The sequence below is a fragment of the Rhizobium sp. 268 genome (assembly GCF_036571585.1).
Classification (GTDB): domain Bacteria; phylum Pseudomonadota; class Alphaproteobacteria; order Rhizobiales; family Rhizobiaceae; genus Rhizobium; species Rhizobium redzepovicii.
Genome location: NZ_JAPPSO010000002.1, coordinates 116904 through 143669, shown reverse-complemented (window position 1 = coordinate 143669; position 26766 = coordinate 116904). Strand labels below are relative to the sequence as shown.

Below are 26766 nucleotides of genomic sequence, written 5' to 3'. Positions count from 1 at the left end.
ATGACCGCAATCGAGACCGTCTTCAATAACCCGAGCCTGCCCCAGGCAAAATCGCAATGGCCGGACGGCCGCGAAAAACGGAATAACAGCGCTTTGCGCCTGGAGGGCATCGCCGAGAAGGCGGCCTTCCTGATCAACGGCAACCGATATTTCGCCGAAGTTTCGCGGGCGCTGCGGCAGGCACGGCGCACGATCTGGATCATCGGCTGGGATTTCAATCCCGACATCCCGTTGGAACCGGAGCAATCCGACGAGACTTTGGCAGACCTGTTGCATGGGCTCACGGCGGCCAATCCCGAACTCGAGATACGCATCCTCATCTGGGCGCTCGGGCCGGTCTATTCGGAAAAATCCCTGCAGGTGCTTCGCAAGAAGAACTTCCCTAAGAATGCCCGGATCGACCTGCGTTTCGATCTTCAGGGTGCCGTTCGCGGCTCTCACCATCAGAAACTCGTCTGCATCGACGACGCCGTCGGCTTCATCGGCGGCATCGACCTGACGTCGCGGCGATGGGACACAAAGCGCCATCATGCCAGGGACAGGCTCCGGCGGGACCCCGAGGGCGTGTCCTACGATCCGCTCCATGACGTTCAGGCGATGGTCACGGGCGACGCCGCACGGCTGATCGGCGATATCGCCAGGCGACGCTGGGAAACAGCTACCGGCGAAAGGCACCCGCCGCTTGCCGAGCGCGCGCCCTTTCCCTGGCCGGACGATCTTGCTGTTTCGCTGCGGGATATCCCGGTGAGCTTCGCGCTGACGGAGCCGTCGACGACCTTGTGCGCCGGCATCAGCGACGGTATCGCCTCGACATTGGATATCATTTCGCGAGCACGGCGCCTGCTTTATATCGAGGCGCAATATCTCGCCTCCTTCCGCGTCGCCGACGCCATAGCCGCACGGCTGCAGGAGGAAGACGGGCCCGAGGTCGTCATCATCTGCACGCGCAGCTCCCACGGGCTGATCGAAAAGATTATCATGGGCGGCAATCGCGACCGCGTCATCCGCCTTCTCAAACGGGCCGATCGCGCGAACCGGCTGCGGGTCTATTTTCCCGTTGTGCCCGGGCCGACAGTGCCCGGGCCAATCGTGCCCGGGCGGACAGCACCAGCGACTGTCGACGAGGTCGAGGTGCTCATCCATTCCAAACTGATGATCGCCGACGATGAGCTGGTACGCATCGGCTCCTCCAATCTCAACAATCGCTCCGAAGGGATTGATTCGGAATGCGATATCCTATTCGAATCTGAAACAGACGAGCACCGCCGCGCGGTGGCGGAGCTGCGTAACCGCCTGCTGGCGGAATATCTCGGAACAGGCACCGAGACCGTTGCAGCCGCCTACGCGCAAAGCGGCTCGGTGATCGAAGGGATTGAGGCGCTGAATGACGGCGCCCGGGGTCTGAGAGAATTCGTCGTCGAGCTTTCCGGCAGCACCTCACCGGTCAGAGGGACCGGGTTCTTTGACCCGGCCCGGCCTTTCCTGCCGCTACGCCGATTGGGCCTCGGCGCGCTCGTCCGCTTCCTCGTCCGTCCCGCGTGACCTTCGGAAGACGATCTCACTGATGAGGAGAAGCGTCGTGCCGAGTGCCAACGGAATGAAGAAATAGGCGCAGCGAAACGCGATCAGCGCGCCGATCGAGGCTTCCTGCGGCACGGCATAGGAGACAGTCGCCTCCAGCACGCCGAGCCCACCAGGAACATGGGTTGCGAGAATTGCCGAATTGGCCAGCACATACGCCGTCACCGACCTGAAGAAAGCGACGTCGCCGAAGGCAGAGAGCATCTGGTGCAGGCAGGCGGAAACGAGGATGAAGTTGATCGTCCCGATCGCGACCTGCGCGACGGCAATCGAAAATCGCGGCAACTGAAACGACCATCGCCAAGCGCGCAACTTGCCGCGGATGAAAAACGCCAGCGCCGCATAGACGACCGGCACGATGAGCGCCAGCACACCGAAAATGCGTACATTGGCCGTATCAAGCCGCAGCAGGCGCCCGGCATCACCCGGATTGACGATTAGAGCAAGGCCGCCGAGCGTGATCAGCCCGAGCCCGACCGTGACGCCGCAGAACAGGATAATTTTCGCTACGTCCTCGGTCGTCAGTCCCCAGCGCGAATAAAAGCGGTAGCGGAAAGCACCGCTGCTCAGCCCGGCAAAACCGATATTGTGGCCGAGCGACAGGCTGATGAACGAAGCCAATGCAATTTTAGGATAAGGCAAGGATTTGCCGAGCGAACGGATCGCCAGCAGATCGAAACAGCCAAGACATAGATAGGATGCCGCAGCAAAGAGAAGCGCTGTACAGAAGCTTGAAAGCGGGATGCTGCGAACCGACTGGACGATCTGGTCGAGGCTGTACTGCTCGAAGATGCGATAGAGAAGAAAGACTGCAAAACAAAGGGCGGCAACCAGCAGTCCATTCCAGATCATGCTTTTCAAGCTCATCGATTGTCCTCGGGAGTGCGAGCGTGGTGGGTCGATAATCTGGAACGATCAAACGAGTTTTGTGTTCCCCCGGAACACGATCGATGTCCCAAGGGACGAGTTTCAGCGGACCCATGGCGGAAAAATCAATCAGACTCCTGACTTATAACGTGCACAGTTGTATCGGCAGCGACCGTAAGCTCGATCCCGGGCGCATCGCTTCGGTCATCGCCGAGGCGCAAGCCGACATCGTCGCGCTTCAGGAGGTCGATGTCCTCCGGCGCAGGACCGGCGGCATCGACCAGGCGCATATGATCGCCTCGCTGCTCGAAATGCAGGCCCATTTTCATCCGGCGCTGTCGGTTGCCGAAGAGCAATATGGCGATGCGATCATCACCGCTCTGCCGACAGGCGCGGTCAAGGCCGGCCCGCTGCCATCCATCGGCGAACAGCGCGGCGCCCTTTCCGTCGAAATCCTGGTCGGCGACAGAAAACTGCTGGTTGTCAACACTCATCTCGGGCTTCGCGGCCGCGAGCGCATGCGGCAGATGACGACGCTATTGAGCGCGGGCTGGCTGCGCGGCACGGCGGACGAACCGCTTCCCACTATTCTCTGCGGCGACTTCAACGCCATTCCGTCGTCGGCGACGTACCGACTTGCCGCGCGATCGCTGAAGGACGCCCAGCTCGCAGGCAAGGACCGGCCGAAAGCGACCTTTCCCTCCCGCTACCCGCTGATGCGTATCGACCACGTCTTCGTCAGCGACGATCTCGTCGTCAAGAAAGCGGCCGTGCTGCAAAACCGGCTGACGAGGATCGCTTCGGATCACCTCCCTCTTCTTGCAGAAATCTGCTTCGCCTGAACGCTGGCGCCACGCGCGACCTCCTAGGCGTTGTTATCCACTGAAAAACGACACGCATCAGCGCTTGCAGCGACATTGAAACGAATATTTCACGAATAATGTTATATGGAATATCTGTTCCGCCCGCGCATCATGTGTCCGGGTGATGGATGTTCAGTCGTTCGAGCGGATCGGGACCTTCACTCGAAATCGACTGCTCTCTTGGAGGAAGAGGAGGGGTTGATGTTGGCTAGGCTGTTGTCACGTGTGCGCATCCAGACGCAGGTGATGGTGTTCATCGCGCCATTCGTCTTGAGCATCATGGCCGTCGGCGCCATGGGCTTTTATGCATCGAGCCTGCTCCAGGGGCGGATGGATATTTCCAACTCCGTCCTGCAGTCCTTGAGCGGCTTTCGCAATCTATCTGCCGCGATGGCCGAATTCCTCGCCAATGCCACGCAGGAAAACAGAGACGCCGTCACCGCCAAGCTTGCCGATCAGCGTGCTCTTCTGAAATCCGGCCTCGACAGGCTCGCCGCGGATCGCAGCGGCCAGCAGGAGTTGGAACAGGCGCTCTCTTCGATCGATGGAATTTCGACACGCATGGACTCGCTGTGGCAGCTTCAAGAAAGCCGGACGGCACTCCTTGCCGATCTCCAGAAAGCGCAGAGCGTCGTCGTGTCGTCCCAGACGGATATCGTCGAGGGCTCCAAGGTTCTCCAACGCGCGGCCGACCTGCAGGAAGACGAGTCTCGCAACACGCTCGGCGACGCGCGGCGCATTTCGGATTTCGCGTCCTTCACCCAATCGCTGAACGACAAGGCCCAAGCCGCCGGCCCGATCAGTGGCGCGGATCTCGACGAACTCGCCCGGCAACAGCGCATCGTCGGAATGGCGCTCGGCGGCGATGCGCCGGACGCTAAAAAAGCGATCGACGATACCATCGCGACCCTGAAGCCGCTTGTCGAGGCTTCCGGCCAGACCGAGGCGCGCGTCGCTGGCCTTCGTGATGCGACGGCCCAGATCGTCGGCAGGCTGCCCGAATTGCAGGTCGTCGCCACGCGGCGGTTGAAGGCCGTGACGGATAAAGCGGCTGAAACGGCCAAGACGGTCGAGCGTGCCAAGACCAGCCAGAGAGACGGTCAGAAGCTGACGACCTCGGCATATGTGATCCAGATCGTCCTGGCGAAACTGACGCTCGCCCCGACGGACGCCAATCTCCAGCGGCTTTCGCAGGAAATCACCGCTGTCAGAAAAGGGCTGGATATGTTGATCTCGAATGCGGGCGGCGTTGCCCAATTCGATAATCTCAAACCGAAGCTTCTGCCGGCACTTGATAAGATGCAGAAGGCCGCCACCGATCTCGTCCGCATCAGCGCGCAGCGCCAGGAAGAATTCCGCGCCGCCGCTGCCGATGTCGACCGGATGTGGTCGCAACTGACGGCGTTCGCCGAAATGCAGCGGCAGAACGCAGCCGAGGAACGTACCGACGCCAATGCCATGTCTTTGGGAACGACGATCCTCGGCGCGGTGATCGCAATCCTTGCCGGCGTCGGGCTGACGGTCACACTCAAGGGCCCGATCAACCAGATCACCTCGGCCATGCGGCGGCTTGCGGATGGCAAGCTTGAAACGTCGATCGTCGGCGAGACCCGGGCCGATGAAATCGGCGATATGGCCCGCGCGCTCGAAGTCTTCAAGAACAATGCCATCGCCAAGGTCGAGATCGAGGAGCGTAGCGAGATCGAACGGGCGAAGGCTGAGGAGGAAAGGCATCGCAACGACGAGGAAAAACGTGCCGTCGAACAGCAGATCGACTTCGCAGTGACGGCCTTGGCCGAAGGGCTCGGGCGCCTGGCGCGAGGCGATATTTCACAGACGATCGCGTCGCCCTTCTTCGGCCGGCTGGAGCAGCTTCGCAACGACTTCAATTCGTCGCTGCTTCGCCTGCAGGAAACGATCGATCAGATCCGCACCAACACCCGCATGATCGAAGGCAATGCCGGCCAGATGGATCTGTCGGCAAGCAACCTCGCAAAGCGCACCGAGCAGCAGGCCGTCGCGCTTGAGGAAATCGCCGCGGCTATCGAGGAGATCACCACCACGGTTCGCTCGTCGGCAGCCTGCGCCGACGATGCCCGCGAGATCATCACCGACACCAAGAAGACGGCCGATTCCTCATCCGGTGTCGTCGCCAGCGCCATCGAGGCGATGAGCAAGATCGAAGCCGCTTCGGACGAGATCGTGCAGATCATCGGCGTCATCGACGACATCGCATTCCAGACGAACCTGCTCGCGCTCAATGCCGGCATCGAAGCAGCCCGCGCCGGCGAGGCTGGAAAAGGCTTTGCGGTCGTGGCTCAGGAGGTTCGCGATCTCGCTCAGCGCTCCGCCGAGGCCGGGCAAAGGATCAAACAGCTGATCGGGCGCTCGCGGACGGAGATTACCAACGGGGCGCGGGTCGTGCGGGAAACCAGCGAAGTCCTCGAAAGCATTTCCGCGAAAGTGGTCACCGCATCCGAGCAGATGGACGTCATTGCGCGGTCGAGCCGGGAGCAATACAACGCGCTGCACGAAGTCAATTCCTCCGTCAACCGGATGGATCAGATGACGCAGCAGAACGCGGCCATGGTTGAGGAAACGAGCGCGGCGACGAAGGAACTTGCCGACGAGACGAAGACGCTCCTGCAACTGATCGACCAATTCCAATTGGATGAAACAGAGACGCGTCGCGTGAACGCTGCATAGTGGGGCTCCGCTCTGCTTCGTAGCCGCCCGTGACGGGCGGGCGGGTCAGTGACGACTGTAGAGCGGCGGCATCACCTCTTCATCCGAGAGATCCGGATAGAGCCGCCGGCGTGTACGATCGAGCGCTTCCGCCTCCCTGCGCTTCCGTTCCAGAAGTACGGCCGTGACGTCTTTATAGGGAGCGCCGTCCTTCAAGGCGACACGGACGATCCCGCCCTGCGAGAGGAAGTCGCAGAAGGATCGCACCGAGCGAAGACGTGTCGTAATCTCGATATAGCGGTCGTCATGTCCAGTCATGTTCGCCTCCTTAAGATGTAAAATGTCACGAACACTTCGGCAAGAAGATGACACTGGTTTCATGACGGTCCCAGACCCGATCGGCCATGTGCGGAAGCCGGTTCCAAATGCGCAAACAGGTGCAGATTTCGCTTTGGAGCTTTAGGCATTATCCTCTGGCGAATTTCCGATTCATAGTGGCGGCGACCAAGGGCAGCGCCGTGGTCGCGACGGTTCCGAGGGGCAGTCGCCTGATACCCCGGGTGATAACGAATGCCGCAGCCATCGCGCCGGCGAGCTTCAGCCACGGCTGATTGCCGAGCTGGGCATGGGCACTGGCATCTGCCCATCGGACGTTTTCAGTCACGACGGCCGCAGTCTGGTCTCTGATTACATGAAGGCGGGCCTGGAGGTTTTCGAGCTCCTTCCTCAGCTCCCGCAACCGACTTTCCAGAACATGCTCCTCCGAGACCAGGAACGGTTCCTCCATATAAGCATCGGCCGGTGTAAGAGCATCCTGGCCGAGCGTTGCGAGGTAGGCCTCGTACTCGGCTTCGCTCGCAAACCCCTCACGCCGGATCAGCTCCGGGTTGATGCTCGTCTCCTCTCCGTTCGCCGTCCGCGCGCCGACATCGTCGTGTCTCTGTTCCGCGCCGACACCGGCGGGCTCGTCCTTAAACATGATGCGTCTCCCGTTGTTTCCTCGGCAGAACGCTCGATGGCTCTATTTGATCCATCACGGCCGCGATGCGCTGAAACGCTCCGGCCGAAATTCCGCCAGCAGTGGATGACGGCGTCCGGTGGCGATCTCGTCCGCCAGCAGTTCGCCGGCGATCAGGCCGAGCGTGGCTCCACTATGGCTGAAGGCGACGAAATAACCCCAGATCGACGGCAGCTCGCCGAAGACCGGTTCGCCGTCGCCCGGAATGGGCTTCGGGCCGACACCATAATCGTCGATCTCGAGCGTGGGGTTGCCTTCGAGAACTTTTGACGCCTCGCGCAGCAGCCCGTCCAGCGTCGATTGTCTGACCTCATAACTGCCGTCCGGCTTCATTCCGACCTCTTCCTCGGACCAGGCCGAATCGAGCGCGAACCCGCCATTGGGCATGGGCCGGATGGCGACGCGGGGAGTGTTAAGCACGGCCTTCAGCGAATGGCGGATCGGCTTCGTCCTGACGAGAAGGGCGACCGGCGTTGCGTCGGCGATATGCTGACCGGCTTCGGCGACGATTGCCGGAACGGCGCTGCCCGCGGCAAGCAGCACAGACTCCGCTTGCCAGTGCCTGCCGTCCGCCGTGCTCACGCCGCGGACGCGGGCGCCTTCGACATCAATTATCGCGCGCCCAGCGTCTGTCACGACCTCGCCGCCGAGCAAACGGAACTCCGCTGCGAGAATGCCGATCAGAGATGGGAGATCGACCCAGCCTTCCCCAGGATTGAAGATCGCACCCTGCACCGTCACCGCGCTGGCGTCGACGCCGGGCGTCGCGCCGGCAATGTTTTCCTGGGTCAGCCATTGCGCGTGATAGCCGAGATTGCACTCATAGTCGAAGACCTCGGCGATCTCGTTACCGGCGTCATCGGCATCCCAGGTCAGCCCGCCATCGAAACGCAGCCAAGGCGCATCCGGATATCGGGCGGCGAGCGTTCGATACCGGTCGATACCGGCGAGGCGCAGCCGGTGATAGGCGTCGGAGCGTTTCCGGGCAGAATTGAGCCAGGCGAGCGAACGGCTGGAGGCGCCATTGGCAAGCGGCCCGTCACTGACGAGCACGGTGGCGATCCCAAGGCGCGCGAGATGGACAGCCGTCGAGACGCCGAATATGCCGCCGCCGATGACGACAACCTTCGAAGGTTTTGGGGTAGCATTCATGTCGATAACCTTGTTTCCTGCTATGTCGAACGAATTCCGATGCATCCGTCGTGAGTGACGTTGGCGGCATGCTTCACGTCAGGGGCTAGAGGACTTCCGCAAGGAAGCGCTTCAGCCGCTCGCTTTGGGGATTGTCGAAGATCTGCTGTGGGCAGCCGGCCTCGACGATCCGGCCCTCATCCATGAAGACCACCTGATCGGCCACCTTCCGCGCAAATCCCATCTCGTGCGTGACGACGGCCATGGTCATGCCCTGGCGGCCGAGAGCCGCCATCAAGTCGAGAACGCCCTTGACCAGTTCGGGATCGAGCGCACTCGTCACTTCGTCGAACAGGATAAGCTCCGGATCCATGGCAAGAGCTCGCGCGATGGCGACGCGCTGCTGCTGCCCGCCCGATAGACCTGCCGGGCGATGATCCCTGCGCTCGGCAAGACCGACCTCGGCCAAACGCGCCTCGGCGATGCGTCGCGCCTCCTGCCTCGGCATCTTCTTGATCTTCGTCAGGGAAAGCATGACGTTCTCAAGCGCTGTGTGATCGGGAAAGAGGTTGAAGTGCTGGAACACCATCCCCACCCGCCGGCGCAACCGTTCCGGTTTCATGGCCAGAATGCTGTCGCCATCGAGCAGGATGTCACCGCCCTTCGGTTCCACCAGCCTGTTCATGCAGCGCAAAAGCGTCGATTTGCCCGAACCGGAGGGGCCGATGATGCAGGTGACGGTCCCGGCGGCGATGTCGAGGTCGACACCCTTCAGCACGTCGAGATCGCCATAGGCCATGCTCAGATCCCGGATGTTCAGGGCGCCGCCCTGGAAGCGCGGTTTCGTCTCTCCGGAAGATTTGGCCGCGGGCTGCGGGACGGCAGCGGCTTGCAACTCGCTGACCTCGGCCAGACCACTCGCAGCACCCGTACCGCGGCCCTGTTTTCCCAGGCGTAGTCTCACGTCGATGTAGTTGACCAAGTGGGTGAGCGGCACGGTGATGACGAGATAGAAGACGCCCGCCAGCAGCAAGGGCGACAGATTGCCCGTTACGACAGCCTGATCCTGCCCGACGCGGAAGATTTCCCGCTCGGAGGCGAGCAATCCGAGGAAATAGACGAGGCTGGAATCCTTGACGTTTCCGATGAACTGATTGACCAGCGCCGGCAGGACGCGCCGGATGCCTTGCGGGATGACGATCAGGCGCATGCCTTGCCCGTAGCTCATGCTCAGCGCTCGACAGGCTTCCATCTGGCCGCGCTCGACGCTTTGGATACCCGAGCGGAAGATTTCGCCGATATAGGCCCCGGCGATCAGGCTGAGCGCCAGGATGCCGAGCGGGAATGGCGACGGGCCGAAGATCTCTCGTCCGATCCGGGCAAAACCCTGACCGATGATCAGGATCGTGACGATTGCCGGCAGGCCGCGAAAGATATCGGTGTAGATGCGCGCGGGCAGCCGTAGCCAGCGGGACTGCGAGATGCCCATCACGGCGAGAGCCATGCCGATGACGACGCCGAGCACGGTCGAGGCGGCGGCCAGGATCAGGGTGTTCTTGAGGCCGACGCTGATCATGCTCGGCAGCACTTCCGCCATGGCGTCCCAATCCAGGAAGCTGCGGCGCAGATTTTCAAGCCAGTTCATCGAGATCCCCATCGAAGCCCACGCCGGGCATAAGGCCGTCCGCCGGAGCGGACGGCCTGCGGCCTCACTTCTTAGGAAGATACTGGTCCGGCATCGGCGAGCCTGGGAACCATTTTTCGTAGAGGGTCTTCCAGGTGCCGTCCTGCATCGCGTCGTGAAGGGCGCCGTTCAGCGCCGTGCGGAAGGCATCATTCCCCTTGCGGATCACGAAGCCCGCCGGCGCATCGAAGGATGGGATGTTGACCGCAACCTTCAGCGCAGGATAGCGCTCGCCATATTGTTTGGCCGCCTCGTAATCGAGGAAATGCGCATCGACCGTGCCATTGTTGAGGGCGGCGACGGCGGAATTGTTATCGGGGAATTTCACTAGATCGGTTCCACCGAAATTCTTGGCCGCATAGACCTCCTGCAAGGTGCCCTGAACGACGCCGAGACGTTTGCCCTTGAGGCCGTCGGCATCCTTGATGCCGGCATCCGCGGTCAAAACCGAGAGATAACCGGCAAGATAGCCGTCAGAAAAATCGACGGTCTTCTTGCGGGCTTCGGTGGTGCCGATCGCGGCGACGGCAACGTCGAAGCGTTCGTTTGCCACCGACGGCAGGAGGGCTGAAAATTCCTGGCCCGTGAACGTCACCTTGTCTTTCGGGAAGCCGAGGCGGGAGACGACGTTGAGAAACAGTTCGATATCGAAGCCGGTGAACTGACCGTCGGCCGTCGCAAATGTATAGGGCTTGGAATCTCCCATCGTGCCGACGCTGATCGTCCCCGTCTCGATCAGGTTATAGGGATTGTCGGCCGCAACGGCAGAGCCTGCCCCCATCGCAAGAAGGCACGTCAGAATGCCGGCCCGCAATGGGGCGAGGGTGGCCGCAAATGTTTCAAAAGGCTTCATCGTCGTTCTCCGCTCTGAAAGGAATGCTCTTGTCGGCATATTGCTTCGCCCACACTCTGTCGCGTATCAGCAGCAGAGCTTTATGGGCAGGATACCGGTCTCTGATATAAAGAGACCGGTCTCACAACATATTTGATATCTGTCAATTGACCGGCCGTCAACAACTCTTGTAGTCCTCGGTTATGGAAGATTCCGCTCATCCGAAACGGCCAGTCACGGTCGCCGACGTTGCGAAGGCCGCAAAGGTCTCGAAGGCAACGGCCGCCCGTGTGCTCGGCGGCTACGGCGTCGTCAGCGTCCAGATCAAGGATCAGGTGATGGCGGCAGCCGCCGCACTCGAATACCGCCCGAACGAGCTCGCCCGGAGCATGAGCACGGGACGGTCGGGCATCATCGGCGTGGTTGTCGGCGATATCGAGAACGCTTTCTTCAGTCTGGCAGTGCGCGGCATCAGCGATGCGGCCCGCCTTGCAGGCTTCAACATCATCATCGCAAATTCGGGCGAACAACTCGATGCTGAAAGATCGGCCGTCGACCTGCTGATTGGCAAGCGCGTCGATGGCCTGATCGTCACGCCGGCCCGCTGCGACCGCCTCGATCACCTGCAGCATGTCCGCCGCGCCGGCGTGCCGCTGGTTCTGTTCGACCGGGCCATCCCCGAACTCGATGTCGACGCCGTGACCGGCGACGACCGGGAGGCAGCCCTCACCGCGACCCGGCATCTGATCGGCCAAGGACATCGCCGCCTCGCCTATGTCTCGGCCATGGATGCCGAGAGAGGCGGGCTCACCGATATCGCGCTTATCTCGAATTCCGCCGTGCGCGAACGCGTGGAAGGCTTCGTCAGCGCTCTGACCGAGGCGGATTTGCCGAACCCTCTTCACTCCGTCAGGCTCGGTGCCACAGACCAGCATCAGACGGACGCGGTGATGAAACGTCTGCTTTCGGAAATATCACCGCCGACGGCGCTGCTGGCATCCGACAGCCTCGTCGGCTTGCGCATTTTCAAGTCGCTGCAATCGCTCGGCCTGTCGATCCCGCAGGATGTCTCGATGATTTCCTTTCTAGACGCCGACTGGACCAGCGTCACCGTTCCACCGATCACCATCGTCGACCAGCGCGTCTACGAGCTTGGCAAACTCGCCGGCGAACGGCTCGTCGCCCGCATCGAGCGCACCCCGCTTGCCGTCGAACATCTGCGCGTTACCACGAGCCTTGTCGTGCGCGGCTCCGTGGCGACGATCGGCCGGTGAGATCCGGGCTAAAGCCGATATGCTCTAATCATAGAGCTCGCCATGACCAATCTGCTCCTGCCTGGCAGATGTGTCGCTGATAGCGGGATCGTCGGCCGGATCGGGATCTTTCTTGTTGGCATCACGCAGAAACTGGGCGGCTTCAAGCAGCGCTGCAGTTATCTCTTCGGTTGCCCATCCGGCTTCATTGGCGGCGGCAACCAGTCCTTCCAATGCGTCGCGCGCGGCATCAGTCGCCTCTTTGAAGCGTTGCGCGGGCGCTTCGGTTTTCGGCGATGGAAAGGTCATCGGAATTCCCTCCACTAGGTTCTGACTATTGGAGATGAACGCAGCCCGCGGGAAATGGATGCACGATCATGCGGATTTCGGCGACGACATCCGCCTCAGATGACCGTCTGCAACAGAAACGGCGAGCGCTCTAGCGGACGCTGGGCAAGGATCCTCAGCATCGCCGGGCCTTGTATGCCGGTCGTCGTCGTGGAGCGGCCGTCGTGGTAGACCACCGTCATAACGCGGCTGAGGCTATCGTACCTGATCTGTGCGATCGTGCGCGTGTGAACCTGAAAGATGAATTCGTGGGGCTGAGATTTCCGCCTGGACCGCTTCGAGCTCATTGTGATGCCCCAGCAAAATGACGGCAGCATTGACCCGGCCGTCCCCAGCTCAGGATACGCGTGATAGTCGACAACACATCCCTCATCGAGTGCCTCCAATGCGCTCAATATTCGGCCAAGCGACAAAGCGGTCAGTTCCGGCAATCGAACCGGCAGCCTCCAGATCAGAGACTTGGCCTCACACTACAGACGCCGATCAAGCACATATTGTTTCCACGGTCGCGTGACATCGGCGTGACATGCAGATCACGGCTCGAAAACTTGTCCGAAACGGGCATTGTGAGGTGTCGATTTCACCAAGGGCAACGACAGCCCATCAATGCAATGTTCTATGTATTCCATAGGGACGGGCGGCGTGCGGCCAGTATCCGACGGTGCGTGCGAGCGACCGAATGGCTTCGTCCACGACGAAAACCGCATCCCCGAGCCGTTCGATCTCGCAATCCAGTTCGTACACCTCGACTTCGTCAAGACCTTCAGTGAGCAGCAACCGCTTGCTGGCCTCGATCAGGCGCTCCGTGCGCCCGACAATATCGAGAGCGCTTCGTATGATAATGTCGAGCATGCAGTTGCCCCCGCTTGAATGACCAAGTGTCGGGCATAATCGGAATGCTGACAATCCCAAAATCTTGTCAGATGCGCGCGCGGATCGTGTCGTAGAAATCCCACACCTCACGCAGCGCCGACTGGTGGCGGCGGCGCGGCAGAGAGGCGCGCCGTCCGGCAAAGGCGAAAGCAGCCGCGACCGCAGCAACGAGAAGGAGCGTCGAGGCCGGATAGAGCTTCACCGCCGCTTCCGTCTGACCCACCGCTTTCCCGGCCCCTCTCTTTACCGATCGGGCGCCATCACGGATTTGCTGCTGGAGCGTTTCGATTTGCAATCGCAGCGCGCTCAACTCTTCGCCCAGGCCGTGATCAGGCTGCCGGGGAACGCCGACGGAGGCCGTGCTCCTGTCGATAACGGCTTTCGGCACCGGCTCGCCGATCTTGCCTCCTTCGGGGTCGAGGGTAGCCGTCTCGGTGCTCTTGCGTCGCGGCATGATCCATCTCCTTCGCAAAAGTGATCACTCTGTGCTAGTCGTCATCGAACGAGAAAACCGGCCGATAGTGGCGCTCGGCAATCAGCAAGCTCCGGTCGGGCCGGATGATGTAAGTTTCCTCGACCTGCCGTCCCCATTGATCTGTGAAGCTGTGTGGGAAAGAAGAACCCACGGGCGATTTCGTCAACTTCGTGCGTGGCTGACCATTATAGGTGATGCTGCCGGGGATAGGGGCCAGTCCAGCCGACGTGTAATATCCTTCGCCGGTCGTGCAGCCCGCCAGAACAACGGCAAAGACCAGCCAAAATCCCGTGCTCCGCTTCATAGAACCTCCAGCCGTTCCGTCCTTTGGACGTCACTTACTCCATCGCCAATGTAACAGGGGACGACGGACATTGTTCCAGAATCGGCTGGAGACGTCGCAACAAGTTGCCCAACAGCATAAGGCTCGCCTTTGAGCGTATGGGCTTGGCGTTCGAACCCGTCCTTCAAGCCCCTCAGGCGGCGACTGCAGGAATAGGCAAGCCCAGGATCTCGGCATGTCGACAAAGTTTCTCCCAAGCCGCATCGCCGACCGGCACGCCTTCTTCCAACGCCGCACGGCGCCTTCGTGCCGCGCTGTCACCCGGCATGCGGACCGGGCCATTGTTCCAGGGCGCGGAAGGGTTGCTGCGGCAAGCAGAGGCGAGAAAATCGGACTGCGCGGTAAAGGCATCCAGCCCGGCGAAAAAGGCGGGATCGATGACTTGAAGAAAGGCGCTTTGCGAAAACACGCCAGGCGGCGTGTTCGCCCGGCCCTTGCCGGAAAGCCCCTGCCCCAGCAATTCGACGATCAGCCCGAGCCCAAAACCCTTATGTCCCTTCAATTGGCCGCCAAGGGGCATCATCGTTCCGCCGCGTTCGGTCACCTCGCGCGGGTCATCGGTCGGCTCGCCAGCGGCGGTGAAAGCCCAGGCCTCGGGAAACTTCTTGCCGGCCTTCGCCAGGTTTTGCGTCATAGTCGTGGTGGTGATCGAAGCTGAGACGTCGATCAGGATCGGATCCTCCGATGTCGGGAAACCGGCCGCCATCGGGTTCGGCGTCAGTAGCGGCTTGGTGCCGCCATAGGGCGCGACACGGCTTGCCGCGGGATGCGACACCGATAGCTGCACGATCAGGCCCTGCTCGGCAACCTGCCGCATGAAGGCCGAAAGAGCGCAGGTATGATGGCAGTTTCGGATCGCCGCGGTGACGACGCCATGATCGCGTACGCGTTCGCAGGCCTGGTCGATCGCCTTGGTCAAAAGCCATGCGCCGGGCAAGGATTTGCCGTCCCAGACAAAGGCCGCGCCGCGGTCATTGACCACCTGATAGCTGCCGGATTTCGCCAGCGAACCGTCCTCCAACGCTTCGACATACCAGTTCAGCAGACTGACGCCATGCGTTTCATGGCCGATCATGTCGCCTTCCACCAGGACAGCGGCTGTGGTTTCGGCCTTGTCGGGCTCCATCCCGGCGCCGGTCAATATCTGCTCGGCGAATTGAGTGAGGGCAATGCGGTCAATCAGCGGCATAGGCATCCATCCGTCATGTCATGGAAGACGCGGGCCATCCGAAAGAGTGTGGCCCGCGCTTTAAGTCCGCAAACCAGCTTACTTGAAGCGGATCTGCGACAGCTGCAGTTCGGAATTCGTTGCGATCGTCGGCTTGAAGTCGAGACGCGGCGAAACGCGGGTGAAACCGACCATATGGAACATCGGAATATCGGCGATGATCTCGGTGTTAACCTTGGCGAAAAGCTCCTTCCAGAGTTTCGTGCGCTCGTCGCCGGTGGCTGAGGTCGCCTTGGCGATGAGTGCGTCGACCGCAGGATCCCGAACCATGGAGTGAGAGCCGTCGGCCGCGTATTTCACGAATGCGGTGAAGACGGGATCGCCGGTCGCATTGTCGTGCTGCGACTGGGTCAATGTCGGACCGGAATCGGCGACGAAAGGTGCAACGAAATAGCCGTTCCATACGGAAACGTCATACATGTCGAGCTTGACGTTCAAGCCGACGTCCTGAAGCATGGCCATCATCGCTTCCATCGCTTCGGTGGCGTTGGGATATTGCCCATTGCGGCCGATGATGCGGATCTGTTGATCGACTGGGACGCCGTCGGCTTTCGCCGCCTTGACCAATTCCTTTGCTTTTTCGGGATCATAAGGCCAGGCGGGGATATCGGCATTGTAGCCGATCGTTGTGGGTACGACGAGTTGCGTGGCGATCTTCGCCTGTTCGGGAAACAGCGTTCCAAGCATTGCCTGACGATCGATGGCGAGGTTCATCGCTTCGCGTATGCGCCGGTCGTTGAGCGGCGCTGCCCGCGTATCGATGCGCAGCGATGTCGTCTCCGAATTCGGATAGGCGAAGTCGGTTTCCTTGTTGGTGGCATCCTGCACTGATACGGCCGGAACGATATCGGCTTCACCGGCATCGACCATGGCCGCCGCGACGGCGCTATCCGAACGGAACAGATAGGTCGCCTGCTCCACCTGCGGCTTGTCCCCCCAATAGTCCGGATTGCGCTTCAGCACGATCGACTGGCCGATCTCCCATTTGTCGAAGGTATAGGGGCCGGTGCCGACCGGCTTGCGGGTAAATTCGTCTGCGGGTGTCGCTTCGGCCGATTCGACGGCCATCACCGTCATCAGCAACGGAAGAATCGGCTGCGCCGGTTTTGTCGTAATGCGGATGGTGTTGGGATCAGGCGTCTCGAAGCTGAATTCCGTGCCGCCGAAATATTTGCCGCCGGTCTCGCAGCTGAGCTTCTTATTCTTGTTGCGCTCGATCGTGAACTGGACGTCTTTGGCGGTGAACGGTTTGCCATCGTGCCATTTGACATTCGGGCGCAGCTTGAACTCCCAGGTGTCGTCGTCAATCTTCGACCATTTCGTCGCCAGGCGGGGTTTGAGGCCGCCGTTGACGTAGTCGAATTCCACCAGCATCTCGTTGACGTTTTCGGAAATGACCCGGCCGACGTCTTGGCGCGCTGCCATACAGGGCTCGACGACATCGACGGTTTCGGCAAGTACAACAGTGACGTTGCTCTTGGCACCTTCAGCGTGAGCCGAGCCGATACTCAGCCCGATCACCGCGGTTGAAAAGCAGGCAGCTACCAAATGCAGTTTCATTTCGTTCTCCTCCCATGCGCCGGCGGCGCCCCTTAAAGCAAACCTCGTCTTGTCTTTCGGTGGTCCGGCCCTCGCCTCCTCATGCGAGAGCCAATCTAATACATAAGAGCACTAATATACTAGTTGAGAAATGCGATCAAGCGCGGCGCCCGAAACACGAGCTGTCACCCGTCTGAATTCTCGTTTTTTAGCCGTGGTAAAGCGCGTCAGTCCGCGCATCTCTTCATGGGTAAGAGCCGCTCAGCGGCACACGCATTGGGCCCGCCTTTAAGCCGGCGAATGATCGCGAAGTTTCGTCGCCGATACTCCCCGGTCTCAGTTGCGCAGATCTTGGGGCAACAGGCCGGCGGGGAAATTCTGGTAAGCGACAGGGCGCAGAAACCTGCGGATCGACATGGTCCCGACGCTGGTCGCACCGAAATTGGTCGAGGCCGGATAAGGTCCGCCATGCACCATAGAATCGACAACCTCGACGCCGGTTGGGAAGCCATTGACCAACAATCTGCCCGCCCTCCTTTCGAGGATCGGCAGCAGGTCGCGGGCAAAGCCAAGATCTGCGTCGTCCATATGAATCGTCGCTGTCAGCTGTCCCCGGAAGCTTTCCGCAAGGGTGAGCATCTCTTCCGGCGAGCCGACGCGCACGACGAGACCGAGAGAACCGAACACCTCTTCGCTGAGCGAATGATCGGCAAGCCAGGCCGAGCCATTGGTCTCGAAAAGGTTCGGGCCGGCGTCCCGGCCGGCGCTCTTTGCAGAGAGAACCGGCGCAACGGCATTGCTTGCCCGCATGCGCTCGACACCTTCGTGATACGCGGCGGCAATGCCTTTGGTCAGCATCGTCTGCGGCGCCACCTTTTCGAGAGCCGACTTGGCAGCGCCGGCGAACCTGTCCGCCGCCGGCCCGTCGACGACGACGGCAATACCGGGTTTGGTACAGAACTGGCCGGCGCCAAGCGTCAGTGAACCGGCCCAGCCTGAACCGATCGCCTCCGCCCGGGCAGCGGTCGCAGCCGGCAGTAGGAACATCGGATTGACGCTGCCGAGCTCGCCGAAAAACGGAATCGGTTCAGGGCGCTGGGCGCAAAGGTCGAAAAGCGCACGGCCGCCGGCAAGCGACCCGGTAAAGCCGACCGCTTTGATAGCGGGATGCGTCACCAGAGCCGTTCCGACATCACGGCGCCCGCCCTGAATCAGGCTGAAGACGCCAGCCGGCATGCCGGTGCGCTCGATCGCAGCCGCGATCGCCTCGGCAATGATCTCACCGGTGCCGGGATGGGCTGAATGTCCCTTGACCACGACAGGGCAGCCGGCGGCAAGCGCGGCTGCCGTGTCGCCGCCGGCCGTCGAGAATGCCAGCGGAAAATTCGAGGCGCCGAAAACGGCGACCGGGCCGATCGGCCGCTGCACCAGGCGGATTTCAGGCCGCGGCGCCGGCTGCCGGTCGGGCTGCGCCGCATCGGTGCGAGCATCAAGATGTGCGCCTTTGCGAATATGCTCGGCAAACAGCTTGAGCTGGCCGGTGGTGCGGGCGCGCTCACCGTTGAGCCGGCCCTCGGGGAGCCCGGTTTCCTCGGTTCCGATCAGGGTGACCGCCGCGCCGCGCCTGTCGATTTCCTCGGCGACGGTCTCGAGGAAAATGGCGCGCTCCTCGCATGTCTTTGCGGAAAACGCCGCGAATGCGGCTTCGGCGGCGCGGCAGGCGCGGTCGACCAATTCCGTGGTGCCGACGGCGAAATCATGGGCCGGGCCGTGTGCCGGCTCGGAGCGAAAGGTCGTCGTTCCGGCAATCCACTCGCCAGCGATCAGATGCCTGCCTGAAGGGGTCCAGCTCATTGTTATCTCCTTGGCGGAGCCTCGCTCCGTCCATGTGCGGTGATTGCGCAAGATGCGCCGCGTAGAACATGATGCCGAAAAGTGTGCACGGTTTTCGGGCCTGATATCATCCTGTTCTAGCGGCCGTTCACCTTCCGCCATTCGGCAAAGAGTGTCAGATTGCTTTCATCGGTGGCCGGGTAGAGACCGATGATCGTATGCCCCTGCTTGACGCGCTCGGTGACGAAATCCTCGTAGGCGGTCATCTCCACCGCTTCGTCGGCGATCTCGTCGGCGATCTCGGCCGGAATGACGATCACGCTGTCGTCGTCGCCAACCATGATGTCGCCCGGGAAGACCGCCACATCGCCACAGCCTATCGGCACATTGATGTCGATTGCCTCGTGCAGCGTCAGGTTCGTCGGGCTGGAGGGACGGTTGTGATAGGCGGGGATATCAAGGCCACCGATCGTCATGGCGTCCCGGAAGCCGCCATCGGTGACGACGCCGGCGCCGCCGCGCATCATCAGACGAGTAATTAGGATGTCGCCGGCAGAGGCTGCGCGCGGATCCTTGCGGCTGTCCATCACCAGAACATGGCCGTCCGGGCAGGTCTCGATGGCAAGCCGCTGCGGGTGTTTCGGGTTCCGAAACACGTTCATCGCATTGCGGTCCTCGCGCGCCGGCATGTAACGCAGGGTGAAGGCCGGTCCCACCATATTGCGGCCCTTCGGCTGCACCGGCCGGACATCCTGGATCGTCTGATTTCTCAGGCCACGCTTGAACAGCGCCGAGCAGAGCGTCGCGACCGAAACACCCATCAGTTTTTCACGGGTTGCGGGGTTCATATTTCCTTCTCCTCGTTCGAATTCAGCTGCCGAAGCTGCGCGTTTCCACGGTCCAGTCGCGGGCTTTGCCCGTCAGGCTGCAACCAAGCCCCGGACGGGCGGGCACGATCATCCGGCCATCCCTGATATCGAGCTGTTCGTTGAACAGTGGCGCAAGCCAATCGAAATGCTCCACCCACGGTTCGTGCGCATAGGCGGCCGCCAGGTGCAGATGGATTTCCATGGCGAAATGCGGCGCCAGCCGCATGCGTTTCGCCTCGGCTTGCGTGCAGATGCGCAGAAAGGGCGTGATGCCACCGACCCGCGGGGCATCCGGCTGAATGAAGTCGACCGCATCGGCACGGATCAGGGCCATATGTTCGTCGGCGCTTGCCAGCATCTCGCCGGTAGCGATCGGCGTGGCCAGTTCGCGCGCCAGTGCCGCATGGCCCTCGGCGTCATAGGCATCGAGCGGCTCTTCGATCCATTCGAGATTGAGCGGTTCGACCAGCCGGCCGAAACGCAAGGCCGTGGTGCGGTCCCATTGCTGGTTTGCATCGACCATCAGCGGGACACGGCCATCGATATGGCTGGTCACCGCATCGAGCCGGCGAAGGTCGATCATCGGGTCCGGCTGTCCGACCTTGATCTTGATGCCGCCGATACCGGAAGCGATCGAATGGTCGATGGCGTTGCGGATTTCCTCGACGGTCGATGACAGGAAGCCGCCGGAGGTGTTGTAGCAGGCAACACTGTCGCGATGGGCGCCAAGCAGTTTTGCGAGCGGCAGGCCGGCGCGTTTCGCCTTCAGGTCCCAGAGGCAGATATCCATGGCGGCAATGGCCTGCGTCGCAATGCCGGAACGGCCGACCGAGGCGCCAGCCCAGCAGAGCTTGTCCCATATCCGCGCTGTATCGTTGGGGTCCTCGCCTATCAGATTGTCGGCAATCTCGCAGGCATGTGCATAAAGCGCTGGCCCGCCTGCCCGCTTCGAATAACTGAAGCCAAGGCCGCTATGACCCGCTTCGGAGAGGATCTCGCAAAACAGAAACGCAACCTCCGTCAACGGCTTCTGCCGGCCGGTCAAAACCTTGGCGTCGCTGATCGGCCGCGCCAACGGCAGATAGGCGAGCGACAGGGTGACCGATCGGATGGCGTCCAGCTTGGCCGGGCCGGCCGCAAAACCAGCCTTGGGCGGTTGCGCGGGGATCGTGCGTCGATTGGGATCAAACATCGTGGTGCCTCAGTTGATAGCCGGTTCGGGAGTCTTGCCACCGAATTCCGTCGTCAGGAAGTCGAAGTCGCAGCCTTTGTCGGCTTGCTCGATATGCTTGGAGAACATAAAGCCGTAACCGCGCTCGTAGTGTCGCGTCGGCGCCACCCAGGCGGCGCGGCGGGCTGCGATCTCCTCTTCCGAAACCAGCATATTGAGGCTGCGCGCCGGAATGTCGAGTTCGACCATATCGCCCGTTTTCAGCAACGCCAGCGGCCCGCCGATGTAGGATTCCGGCGCGGCGTGCAGCACACAGGCGCCGAAACTGGTTCCGGACATCCGGGCATCGGAGATGCGCACCATGTCGCGCAGGCCGAGCTTCAACAGTGCCTTCGGCATCGGGATCATGCCCCATTCCGGCATGCCCGGTCCGCCCTGGGGGCCGGCATTGCGGAGCACGAGAACCGTGTCCGGCGTCAGCGGATAGTCGGGATCGTCGATGATCTTCTTCATCTCAGCATAGCTGTCGGCGACCAGCGCCGGGCCGCGATGGCGATGGAATTTCGGGTCGCAGGCCGCCGGTTTGATGACCGCGCCGTCGGGACACAGGTTCCCCTTGAGCACGGCCAGGGAACCTTCGTGATAGACCGGGTTAGACAGTGGCCGGATAACGTCGTCATTGTAGATCTTCACCTGGTCCAGACCATCCACCAAGGGTTTTCCCGTCACGGTGATCGCGGTGGGATCCAGCTTGTCGCCGAGCTGCTTCATCAGCGCACGCAAGCCACCCGCATAGAAGAAATCCTCCATCAGGTAGGTCGAACCGGAAGGACGGATGTTGGCGAGAACCGGCGTCGTGCGACCGATGCGATCGAGATCATCGAGCTCCAGCGGGACGCCGGCGCGCCGCGCCATGGCGATCAGGTGAATGATGGCATTGGTGGAGCAGCCGGTCGCCATGGCGACCGTGACTGCGTTGTCGACGGCCGCGGAAGTGATGATCTGGTCCGGCGTCAGATCCTCCCACACCATATCGACAATGCGGCGGCCGCAGGCCGCCGACATGCGCTGGTGGTTGGCGTCGGCTGCCGGGATCGAGGATGCGCCCGGCAGCGTCAATCCCATAGCCTCTGCGATCGCCGTCATCGTCGACGCCGTGCCCATGGTCATGCAATGGCCATAGCTGCGGGCGATTCCGCCTTCGATGCCCTGCCACTCCTCCTGGGTGATCGTGCCGGCACGGCGCTCATCCCAGTATTTGAAGCCGTCGGTACCGGAGCCTAGCGTCTTGCCGGCATAGTTGCCGCGAAGCATTGGGCCGGCGGGCAGATAAATGAACGGAATGCCCATGCTGGTTGCGCCCATGACAAGGCCGGGTGTCGTCTTGTCGCAGCCACCCATCAGAACGGCGCCATCGACAGGATGGCTGCGCAGCAGCTCCTCGGTCTCCATCGCCAGCATATTGCGGTAGAGCATCGTGGTCGGCTTGACGAAGTTTTCGGAAAGGGAAAGAGCAGGCAGCTCCATGGGGAACCCACCCGACTGAAGAATTCCGCGCTTCACCCACTCGGCGCGTTCACGGAAATGCATGTGGCACGGCTGGGCATCGGACCAGGTGTTGATCACGGCGATGATCGGCTTTCCCTGCCAGTCCTCCGGTGCGTAACCCATCTGCATGGTCCGCGACCGGTGGCCGAACGAGCGCTGATCGTCCGGCAGCATCCAACGGGCCGACCGCAATTGCTCGTAGGTTTTTCTTGCGGCCACGGCTCTCTCCCACACTTTCGCTTGCTTATCTCAGCGCTTGCACCAACTGATATTTTAGTTTGACATATATATCAATGGAAAGTTTGCGTTCTTGTGCATTAGGTCGTGCAAAGCTATGAATGGACTGAAAAGGATGCCTCACCATGAATTCCCAGTTCGCCTCCACATTCGGCCTGACTGCACCCGGTTTTCCGGTCGTCGCCGGCAGTACGGTCCAGCGGGTCTATGATGATCTGCGAAAGCGCATCATCACCATTCAGCTACCGCCAGACACCACGTTGTCGCGCACCGAGCTTACGGAGACTTATGAAGTCAGCCAGACTCCCATCAGGGACGCATTGCAGCTTCTCAAACAGGAGGGTCTGGTTCGCATTTATCCGCAATCCCGCACTGTGGTGACCAGGATCGACGTCCTGCAAATTTACGAGGCACATTTCCTTCGCGTGGCGCTGGAAACGGAGGTTTGCCGCCGCCTCGCAACCGATCCGGATCCGGATCCGAGCGTCATTACCCGCGCCCGGTCGATCATCAAGATGCAGTCGGCAGTCGCTGACGACGCCGATCAGATCGCGATCTTCCAGGAGCTCGACGAACTCTTTCACCAGACGTTGTTCGCAGGCGCCAAGCGCAGCAGCCTCCACCAATTGATACGCGAGCGGTCCGGTCATCTCGAGCGCATTCGTCGTCTGCATCTGCCCGAAAAGGGCAAGATCGCGAGCATTCTCGATGGGCACCACGCCATCATCGATGCGATCGCCGCTCGCGACGAACAGGGCGCGGTCGATGCGATCCGCGAGCATCTCAGCCGCACCGTCGCAAAAGTGGAAGACATGCGGAAGGAGTTCCCGGACTATTTCGTCTGATCTGCCGCGCCGCGGGTTTTGCCGAAGTCAATTGACCGGCGTCAGCAGCGGCCTGCCTGCAAAGAAGGCGGCAAGGTTGTCGACCGTCAATTGCGCCATCCTGTCGCGCGTTTCCTCGGTACCGCTTGCATGGTGGGGATAGAGCACAACATTATCGAGTGCTGCGAAGCGCGGATCTGGATTGGGTTCGTTGAGGTAGACATCGATGCCGGCCGAGGCGATCCGCCTTTCCTGCAAGGCCTTGATCAAGGCCGGCTCGTCGACCACGGTGCCGCGGGCAATGTTGATGAAGCTGCCCGTCGGCCCGAGCGCATTCAGCACGTCCGCCGATATCAGTCCTTCGGTCGAGGGTCCGCCAGGGGTCGCGACGATCAGGATATCAGCCCAGTCCGCCAGTTTTACCGGTGCGTCGAAATAGGCAAAATCGTTGCCGGCCTTCTTCGTCCTCCCATAATAGCCGACCGTTAGCCCGACAGCTTCGCATCGCTTGGCAATCGCCATCCCGATGCGGCCGAGGCCGACGATCCCGGCCTTCTTACCCGACGTCGATGTCGTCAGCGGCATCATGCCCTTCTTCCCCCAATCGCCGGAGCGCACATAGCGATCGCCTTCCGGCAGGCGCCGGCGTGCCGCCAGCATCAGAAGCAGTGCCATGTCGGCAACGTCGTCGCAAAGCACCTCGGATGTGTTGGTGAGCTTGATGCCGCGCCGTGTCATCGCCTCGACGTCCATCTGGTCGTAGCCAGCCGAGGAACAGGCGGCGAGCTTTAATGCCGGCAATTTCGAAAGCAGGGCTTCGTCGATCGTCACATGGCCGTTGCAGACCAGTGCGGAAGAGACCGGGCCTGCTTTCCGCAGGAGAGCATCCCGCTCTTCGCCTTTGACAAGATCCAGCCGGTGCAGCGTGTAGGTCTCTTCCAGCATCGCCATCTGATGGGGCCGGAGCGGATAGGCGACGATGACATCGGGCTTCATGCGGAAACGAGTCCTTCCTGTAGTTGGCGGGCGGCGCGTCGGGTGGCCTGGATTTCTGGATCGGGATCGAGGCTCGCGGCAAGAAGCGCCTGCGTGTAAGGGTGGGAGGGCGCGTTGAAGATCTGTTCCACCGGACCCTCCTCGACAATCTCGCCAGCCTTCATGACGATGACGCGATCGGCGAAATCGCGAACCACCGGCAGGTCGTGTGCGATGAAGAGGTAGGACAGGCCGAATTCGCGACGCAGGCCCTCAAGCAAGGCAATCACCTGCGCCTGGATCGACACGTCGAGCGCCGAAACCGCCTCGTCACAGATGATCAGCTTCGGCTCCATCGCGAGCGCACGGGCAATCGCGATGCGCTGGCGCTGGCCGCCGGAAAACTGATGTGGATACCGGTCGGCCATATCCGGTTTCAGGCCAACCTTGACCAGCAACTCGGCCACCCTCTCCTTCCATCTCGCTTTCGGCAGGATATCCGGGTGAATGACCCAGGCCTCGGAAATCAACCGGAACACGCTCATCCGTGGGTTGAGTGATTGCGTCGGGTCCTGAAAGACCATCTGCAAATCGCGACGCAGCCCGAATATTTCTCTAGGGGTCATCGCAAGCAGATCGTTTCCGCGGTAGAGGACCTTTCCCTCCTGCGGATCGTCGAGGCGAACGATCGCCCGGGCAAGAGTTGACTTGCCGGAACCGCTCTCGCCGACGACGGCAACCGTCTCGCCGGGCATGATGACGAAGTCCACGCCCTTCAGCGCCTGAAATGCGCCAAAACTCTTCTTCAAGCCGATGGCGCGCAGCAGCGGTTCGCCCTGCCGGTCACGCTCTTGCGCCATCGCACCCTTCCCGGGTGCGGCGGCAATCAGCTTCTTCGTATAGGCGTTCTGCGGGTTGCGATAGACTTCGGCCGCATTGCCGGTTTCGACGACGCAGCCGGAATTCATCACCACGACCCGGTCGGCGATCTCGGCAACGACGCCCAAATCGTGAGTGATCAGCAACAGGCCCATTCCGGTTTCCTGCTGCAACTCCTGTAGAAGTTCGAGCACCTGCGCCTGCACCGTAACATCAAGCGCGGTGGTGGGTTCATCCGCGATCAGAATATCGGGCTTGCAGGCGATTGCCATGGCGATCATCAGGCGCTGCCGCTGTCCGCCGGAGAACTGGAATGGATATTTCCGCATTGCCGCCTGCGGATCGCTTATCCCGACGCGCCCGATTAATTCGAGCGCCCTCGCGCCGGCGCGTTCCGCCGACTGGCCATGCGTCGTCATCATCTCGGTGATTTGCCAGCCGATCGGATAGACCGGATTGAGGTGGGCGAGTGGGTCTTGAAAGATCATGGCGATCTTGGCGCCGTTGATCGTCCGCCGCTCCTCGGTCGTCATTTTCAGCATGTCGCGGCCGTTGAGGAGAATGGTGCCGCTGGTGATCTTGCCGGGTGGCATGTCGATCAGGTTCATGATCGCCGACGCGGAGACAGACTTGCCCGAACCACTTTCCCCAAGGATCGCCAGGGTCTCGCCGCGATCGAGATGCCAGCTGACATCCTGCACCGCCTTGACGGTCCCGCTGGCGGTGTGGAACTCGACCGAAAGGTTACGAACGTCCAGAAGATGTTCAGCCATTTTTCTTGCCTCTCATTTCCCGGCCTCTCATTTCAAGCCGCCAGCGTTGCGTCGGATCGAGCGCGATGCGCAGCCAGTTCGACAGAAGATTGAGCGACAGCGTCGTCAGGATGATTGCAAGGCCGGGCCAGAAAGACAGCCACCAGGCATTGGTGAGATAGGGCCGCCCTTGAGCAACCATCAGACCCCAGGTGATCTCAGGCGCCTGAATGCCGATCCCCAGGAACGACAGCGAGGATTCCGCCAGCATGACGAAGGCGAAATCAAGCGTGGCGATGGTCACCAGCGTCGGAAAGATCACCGGCAGGATGTGTTGGAACACAATGCGCCGGTTCGATGCCCCCATGACCTGGGCCGCCTGCACAAACATCCGCTCGCGCACCTCAAGCACTTCGGCGCGGGCGGTGCGCAGATAGATGGGGATCCGGGTAATCGCCAGGACGAGGACGATATTGGTGACCGAGGGTTCGAGCATATAGAGCACGATCACCGCCAGAAGCAGCGACGGAAAGGACATGATGACGTCGCCGAGGCGCATGATCCATTGAGCGGCGGAAGAGCGGCTGTAACCGGCCACCAGACCGAGCGCCGTGCCGACGACGGAGGATGCAAGCACCGCCGCCGCGGCAACCAGCATGGTGTTTTGCGCCGCCACGACGACGCGGGCCAAAAGCGGCCTGCCTAGCGCATCGGCGCCAAGGATGTAAAGCCATCCGCGGGTGATATCGAAGGGCGGCGCGTTTCGGCCCCGCAGGTTCTGCTTGGTGGCGATGCCCTCCAGCAGAAACGGGCCGAACATCGCACAGAGAAGAACGATCAGTAGGAATAGAGCGGCGAAGAAGGCCAGCTTGTCCGCCCACAGCATGGTCAGCCAGCGGCCGATCGGGCCACTCGGTTTTTTCTCGACGAGGATTTCTGTGTCGGTCATCGCCATCGC

General features: G+C 61.4%; 25 protein-coding genes. 5 read left to right on the top strand and 20 right to left on the bottom strand.

The window, feature by feature from the left end; genetic code table 11:
• On the top strand, positions 1 to 1542 hold the full coding sequence (locus OS035_RS04105; RefSeq protein WP_331813393.1) for a phospholipase: 1542 nt from the start codon (positions 1 to 3) through the stop codon (positions 1540 to 1542).
• On the opposite strand, the gene OS035_RS04100 is transcribed toward OS035_RS04105, so the two are convergent.
• The gene (locus OS035_RS04100; protein ID WP_097628033.1) at positions 1489 to 2448 is read right to left on the bottom strand and encodes a lysylphosphatidylglycerol synthase domain-containing protein; all 960 of its coding nucleotides are present in this window, start codon (positions 2446 to 2448) and stop codon (positions 1489 to 1491) included. The two genes, OS035_RS04105 and OS035_RS04100, sit on opposite strands and share 54 nt — an antisense overlap.
• 113 nt (positions 2449 to 2561) lie before the next feature.
• On the opposite strand from OS035_RS04100, the gene OS035_RS04095 reads away from it, so the two are divergent.
• Positions 2562 to 3290, top strand: a complete 729-nt coding sequence (locus tag OS035_RS04095; protein ID WP_097628034.1) for an endonuclease/exonuclease/phosphatase family protein — start codon at positions 2562 to 2564, stop codon at positions 3288 to 3290.
• A gap of 222 nt (positions 3291 to 3512) precedes the next feature.
• A complete protein-coding gene (locus OS035_RS04090; protein ID WP_097628035.1) occupies positions 3513 to 6017 on the top strand; it encodes a methyl-accepting chemotaxis protein in 2505 nt (834 codons plus the stop codon).
• Between the two features lie 45 nt (positions 6018 to 6062).
• Here the strand turns inward: OS035_RS04090 and OS035_RS04085 are convergent, their stop codons facing one another.
• The 5 genes from OS035_RS04085 to OS035_RS04065 form a co-directional block, all read right to left on the bottom strand.
• Positions 6063 to 6314 (bottom strand): hypothetical protein, encoded by a 252-nt coding sequence (locus tag OS035_RS04085; protein ID WP_131710532.1) that lies wholly within the window; start codon positions 6312 to 6314, stop codon positions 6063 to 6065.
• Positions 6315 to 6462: 148 nt separating this feature from the next.
• The gene (locus OS035_RS04080; RefSeq protein WP_097628037.1) at positions 6463 to 6975 is read right to left on the bottom strand and encodes a hypothetical protein; all 513 of its coding nucleotides are present in this window, start codon (positions 6973 to 6975) and stop codon (positions 6463 to 6465) included.
• Between the two features lie 54 nt (positions 6976 to 7029).
• Positions 7030 to 8166: an NAD(P)/FAD-dependent oxidoreductase gene (locus tag OS035_RS04075; RefSeq protein WP_097628140.1), complete on the bottom strand. Its 1137-nt coding sequence runs from the start codon at positions 8164 to 8166 to the stop codon at positions 7030 to 7032.
• An 85-nt stretch (positions 8167 to 8251) separates the two neighbouring features.
• The gene (locus OS035_RS04070) at positions 8252 to 9790 is read right to left on the bottom strand and encodes an amino acid ABC transporter permease/ATP-binding protein (protein WP_097628141.1); all 1539 of its coding nucleotides are present in this window, start codon (positions 9788 to 9790) and stop codon (positions 8252 to 8254) included.
• 64 nt (positions 9791 to 9854) lie between these two features.
• Positions 9855 to 10682 carry an ABC transporter substrate-binding protein gene (locus OS035_RS04065; RefSeq protein ID WP_097628038.1) on the bottom strand — a complete coding sequence of 276 codons (828 nt, stop codon included), beginning with the start codon at positions 10680 to 10682 and terminating at the stop codon, positions 9855 to 9857.
• Positions 10683 to 10864: 182 nt separating this feature from the next.
• On the opposite strand from OS035_RS04065, the gene OS035_RS04060 reads away from it, so the two are divergent.
• Complete coding sequence (locus OS035_RS04060) at positions 10865 to 11935, top strand: LacI family DNA-binding transcriptional regulator (RefSeq protein ID WP_097628039.1); 1071 nt, start codon at positions 10865 to 10867, stop codon at positions 11933 to 11935.
• A gap of 24 nt (positions 11936 to 11959) precedes the next feature.
• On the opposite strand, the gene OS035_RS04055 is transcribed toward OS035_RS04060, so the two are convergent.
• The 11 genes from OS035_RS04055 to araD all read right to left on the bottom strand — a co-directional run bounded on the left by OS035_RS04055 (position 11960) and on the right by araD (position 22360).
• Positions 11960 to 12223 (bottom strand): hypothetical protein, encoded by a 264-nt coding sequence (locus OS035_RS04055; RefSeq protein WP_097628040.1) that lies wholly within the window; start codon positions 12221 to 12223, stop codon positions 11960 to 11962.
• A 95-nt stretch (positions 12224 to 12318) separates the two neighbouring features.
• On the bottom strand, positions 12319 to 12549 hold the full coding sequence (locus tag OS035_RS04050) for a hypothetical protein (protein ID WP_037074096.1): 231 nt from the start codon (positions 12547 to 12549) through the stop codon (positions 12319 to 12321).
• Between the two features lie 316 nt (positions 12550 to 12865).
• Positions 12866 to 13114: a hypothetical protein gene (locus OS035_RS04045; RefSeq protein WP_097628041.1), complete on the bottom strand. Its 249-nt coding sequence runs from the start codon at positions 13112 to 13114 to the stop codon at positions 12866 to 12868.
• A 67-nt stretch (positions 13115 to 13181) separates the two neighbouring features.
• Positions 13182 to 13589, bottom strand: a complete 408-nt coding sequence (locus OS035_RS04040) for a hypothetical protein (RefSeq protein WP_097628042.1) — start codon at positions 13587 to 13589, stop codon at positions 13182 to 13184.
• A gap of 34 nt (positions 13590 to 13623) precedes the next feature.
• Entirely contained in the window at positions 13624 to 13914 is a 291-nt protein-coding gene (locus tag OS035_RS04035) for a hypothetical protein (RefSeq protein WP_097628043.1), read from the bottom strand.
• 172 nt (positions 13915 to 14086) lie between these two features.
• The gene (locus OS035_RS04030; RefSeq protein ID WP_183779670.1) at positions 14087 to 15148 is read right to left on the bottom strand and encodes an Ldh family oxidoreductase; all 1062 of its coding nucleotides are present in this window, start codon (positions 15146 to 15148) and stop codon (positions 14087 to 14089) included.
• Positions 15149 to 15220: 72 nt separating this feature from the next.
• Positions 15221 to 16741, bottom strand: a complete 1521-nt coding sequence (locus tag OS035_RS04025; RefSeq protein ID WP_097628045.1) for an ABC transporter substrate-binding protein — start codon at positions 16739 to 16741, stop codon at positions 15221 to 15223.
• Between the two features lie 315 nt (positions 16742 to 17056).
• On the bottom strand, positions 17057 to 18574 hold the full coding sequence (locus OS035_RS04020) for an aldehyde dehydrogenase (NADP(+)) (RefSeq protein ID WP_097628046.1): 1518 nt from the start codon (positions 18572 to 18574) through the stop codon (positions 17057 to 17059).
• A 116-nt stretch (positions 18575 to 18690) separates the two neighbouring features.
• Positions 18691 to 19401 carry a ribonuclease activity regulator RraA gene (locus tag OS035_RS04015; protein ID WP_097628047.1) on the bottom strand — a complete coding sequence of 237 codons (711 nt, stop codon included), beginning with the start codon at positions 19399 to 19401 and terminating at the stop codon, positions 18691 to 18693.
• A 22-nt stretch (positions 19402 to 19423) separates the two neighbouring features.
• Entirely contained in the window at positions 19424 to 20614 is a 1191-nt protein-coding gene (locus OS035_RS04010) for an L-talarate/galactarate dehydratase (RefSeq protein ID WP_097628048.1), read from the bottom strand.
• Positions 20615 to 20623: 9 nt separating this feature from the next.
• Entirely contained in the window at positions 20624 to 22360 is a 1737-nt protein-coding gene (gene araD, locus OS035_RS04005) for an L-arabinonate dehydratase (RefSeq protein ID WP_097628049.1), read from the bottom strand.
• Between the two features lie 143 nt (positions 22361 to 22503).
• On the opposite strand from araD, the gene OS035_RS04000 reads away from it, so the two are divergent.
• Positions 22504 to 23223 (top strand): GntR family transcriptional regulator, encoded by a 720-nt coding sequence (locus OS035_RS04000; RefSeq protein ID WP_018245653.1) that lies wholly within the window; start codon positions 22504 to 22506, stop codon positions 23221 to 23223.
• 27 nt (positions 23224 to 23250) lie between these two features.
• Here the strand turns inward: OS035_RS04000 and OS035_RS03995 are convergent, their stop codons facing one another.
• Genes OS035_RS03995 through OS035_RS03985 form a run of 3 tightly spaced genes read right to left on the bottom strand, consistent with a single transcriptional unit; the run spans position 23251 to position 26763 of the window.
• The gene (locus OS035_RS03995) at positions 23251 to 24198 is read right to left on the bottom strand and encodes a 2-hydroxyacid dehydrogenase (RefSeq protein ID WP_097628050.1); all 948 of its coding nucleotides are present in this window, start codon (positions 24196 to 24198) and stop codon (positions 23251 to 23253) included.
• The gene (locus OS035_RS03990) at positions 24195 to 25829 is read right to left on the bottom strand and encodes an ABC transporter ATP-binding protein (protein WP_097628051.1); all 1635 of its coding nucleotides are present in this window, start codon (positions 25827 to 25829) and stop codon (positions 24195 to 24197) included. Before OS035_RS03990 ends, OS035_RS03995 begins: the two co-directional genes overlap by 4 nt.
• Entirely contained in the window at positions 25822 to 26763 is a 942-nt protein-coding gene (locus tag OS035_RS03985; protein ID WP_179867149.1) for an ABC transporter permease, read from the bottom strand. Before OS035_RS03985 ends, OS035_RS03990 begins: the two co-directional genes overlap by 8 nt.
• Positions 26764 to 26766: the final 3 nt, after the last annotated feature.

What these genes read in the sequence shown, in the direction of transcription:
- OS035_RS04105 (WP_331813393.1), top strand. Translation starts at nt 1, where the DNA reads ATGACCGCAATCGAGACCGTCTTCAATAACCCGAGCCTGCCCCAGGCA.
- OS035_RS04100 (WP_097628033.1), bottom strand. Translation starts at nt 2,448, where the DNA reads ATGAGCTTGAAAAGCATGATCTGGAATGGACTGCTGGTTGCCGCCCTT.
- OS035_RS04095 (WP_097628034.1), top strand. Translation starts at nt 2,562, where the DNA reads ATGGCGGAAAAATCAATCAGACTCCTGACTTATAACGTGCACAGTTGT.
- OS035_RS04090 (WP_097628035.1), top strand. Translation starts at nt 3,513, where the DNA reads ATGTTGGCTAGGCTGTTGTCACGTGTGCGCATCCAGACGCAGGTGATG.
- OS035_RS04085 (WP_131710532.1), bottom strand. Translation starts at nt 6,314, where the DNA reads ATGACTGGACATGACGACCGCTATATCGAGATTACGACACGTCTTCGC.
- OS035_RS04080 (WP_097628037.1), bottom strand. Translation starts at nt 6,975, where the DNA reads ATGTTTAAGGACGAGCCCGCCGGTGTCGGCGCGGAACAGAGACACGAC.
- OS035_RS04075 (WP_097628140.1), bottom strand. Translation starts at nt 8,166, where the DNA reads ATGAATGCTACCCCAAAACCTTCGAAGGTTGTCGTCATCGGCGGCGGC.
- OS035_RS04070 (WP_097628141.1), bottom strand. Translation starts at nt 9,790, where the DNA reads ATGAACTGGCTTGAAAATCTGCGCCGCAGCTTCCTGGATTGGGACGCC.
- OS035_RS04065 (WP_097628038.1), bottom strand. Translation starts at nt 10,682, where the DNA reads ATGAAGCCTTTTGAAACATTTGCGGCCACCCTCGCCCCATTGCGGGCC.
- OS035_RS04060 (WP_097628039.1), top strand. Translation starts at nt 10,865, where the DNA reads ATGGAAGATTCCGCTCATCCGAAACGGCCAGTCACGGTCGCCGACGTT.
- OS035_RS04055 (WP_097628040.1), bottom strand. Translation starts at nt 12,223, where the DNA reads ATGACCTTTCCATCGCCGAAAACCGAAGCGCCCGCGCAACGCTTCAAA.
- OS035_RS04050 (WP_037074096.1), bottom strand. Translation starts at nt 12,549, where the DNA reads ATGAGCTCGAAGCGGTCCAGGCGGAAATCTCAGCCCCACGAATTCATC.
- OS035_RS04045 (WP_097628041.1), bottom strand. Translation starts at nt 13,114, where the DNA reads ATGCTCGACATTATCATACGAAGCGCTCTCGATATTGTCGGGCGCACG.
- OS035_RS04040 (WP_097628042.1), bottom strand. Translation starts at nt 13,589, where the DNA reads ATGCCGCGACGCAAGAGCACCGAGACGGCTACCCTCGACCCCGAAGGA.
- OS035_RS04035 (WP_097628043.1), bottom strand. Translation starts at nt 13,914, where the DNA reads ATGAAGCGGAGCACGGGATTTTGGCTGGTCTTTGCCGTTGTTCTGGCG.
- OS035_RS04030 (WP_183779670.1), bottom strand. Translation starts at nt 15,148, where the DNA reads ATGCCTATGCCGCTGATTGACCGCATTGCCCTCACTCAATTCGCCGAG.
- OS035_RS04025 (WP_097628045.1), bottom strand. Translation starts at nt 16,741, where the DNA reads ATGAAACTGCATTTGGTAGCTGCCTGCTTTTCAACCGCGGTGATCGGG.
- OS035_RS04020 (WP_097628046.1), bottom strand. Translation starts at nt 18,574, where the DNA reads ATGAGCTGGACCCCTTCAGGCAGGCATCTGATCGCTGGCGAGTGGATT.
- OS035_RS04015 (WP_097628047.1), bottom strand. Translation starts at nt 19,401, where the DNA reads ATGAACCCCGCAACCCGTGAAAAACTGATGGGTGTTTCGGTCGCGACG.
- OS035_RS04010 (WP_097628048.1), bottom strand. Translation starts at nt 20,614, where the DNA reads ATGTTTGATCCCAATCGACGCACGATCCCCGCGCAACCGCCCAAGGCT.
- OS035_RS04000 (WP_018245653.1), top strand. Translation starts at nt 22,504, where the DNA reads ATGAATTCCCAGTTCGCCTCCACATTCGGCCTGACTGCACCCGGTTTT.
- OS035_RS03995 (WP_097628050.1), bottom strand. Translation starts at nt 24,198, where the DNA reads ATGAAGCCCGATGTCATCGTCGCCTATCCGCTCCGGCCCCATCAGATG.
- OS035_RS03990 (WP_097628051.1), bottom strand. Translation starts at nt 25,829, where the DNA reads ATGGCTGAACATCTTCTGGACGTTCGTAACCTTTCGGTCGAGTTCCAC.
- OS035_RS03985 (WP_179867149.1), bottom strand. Translation starts at nt 26,763, where the DNA reads ATGGCGATGACCGACACAGAAATCCTCGTCGAGAAAAAACCGAGTGGC.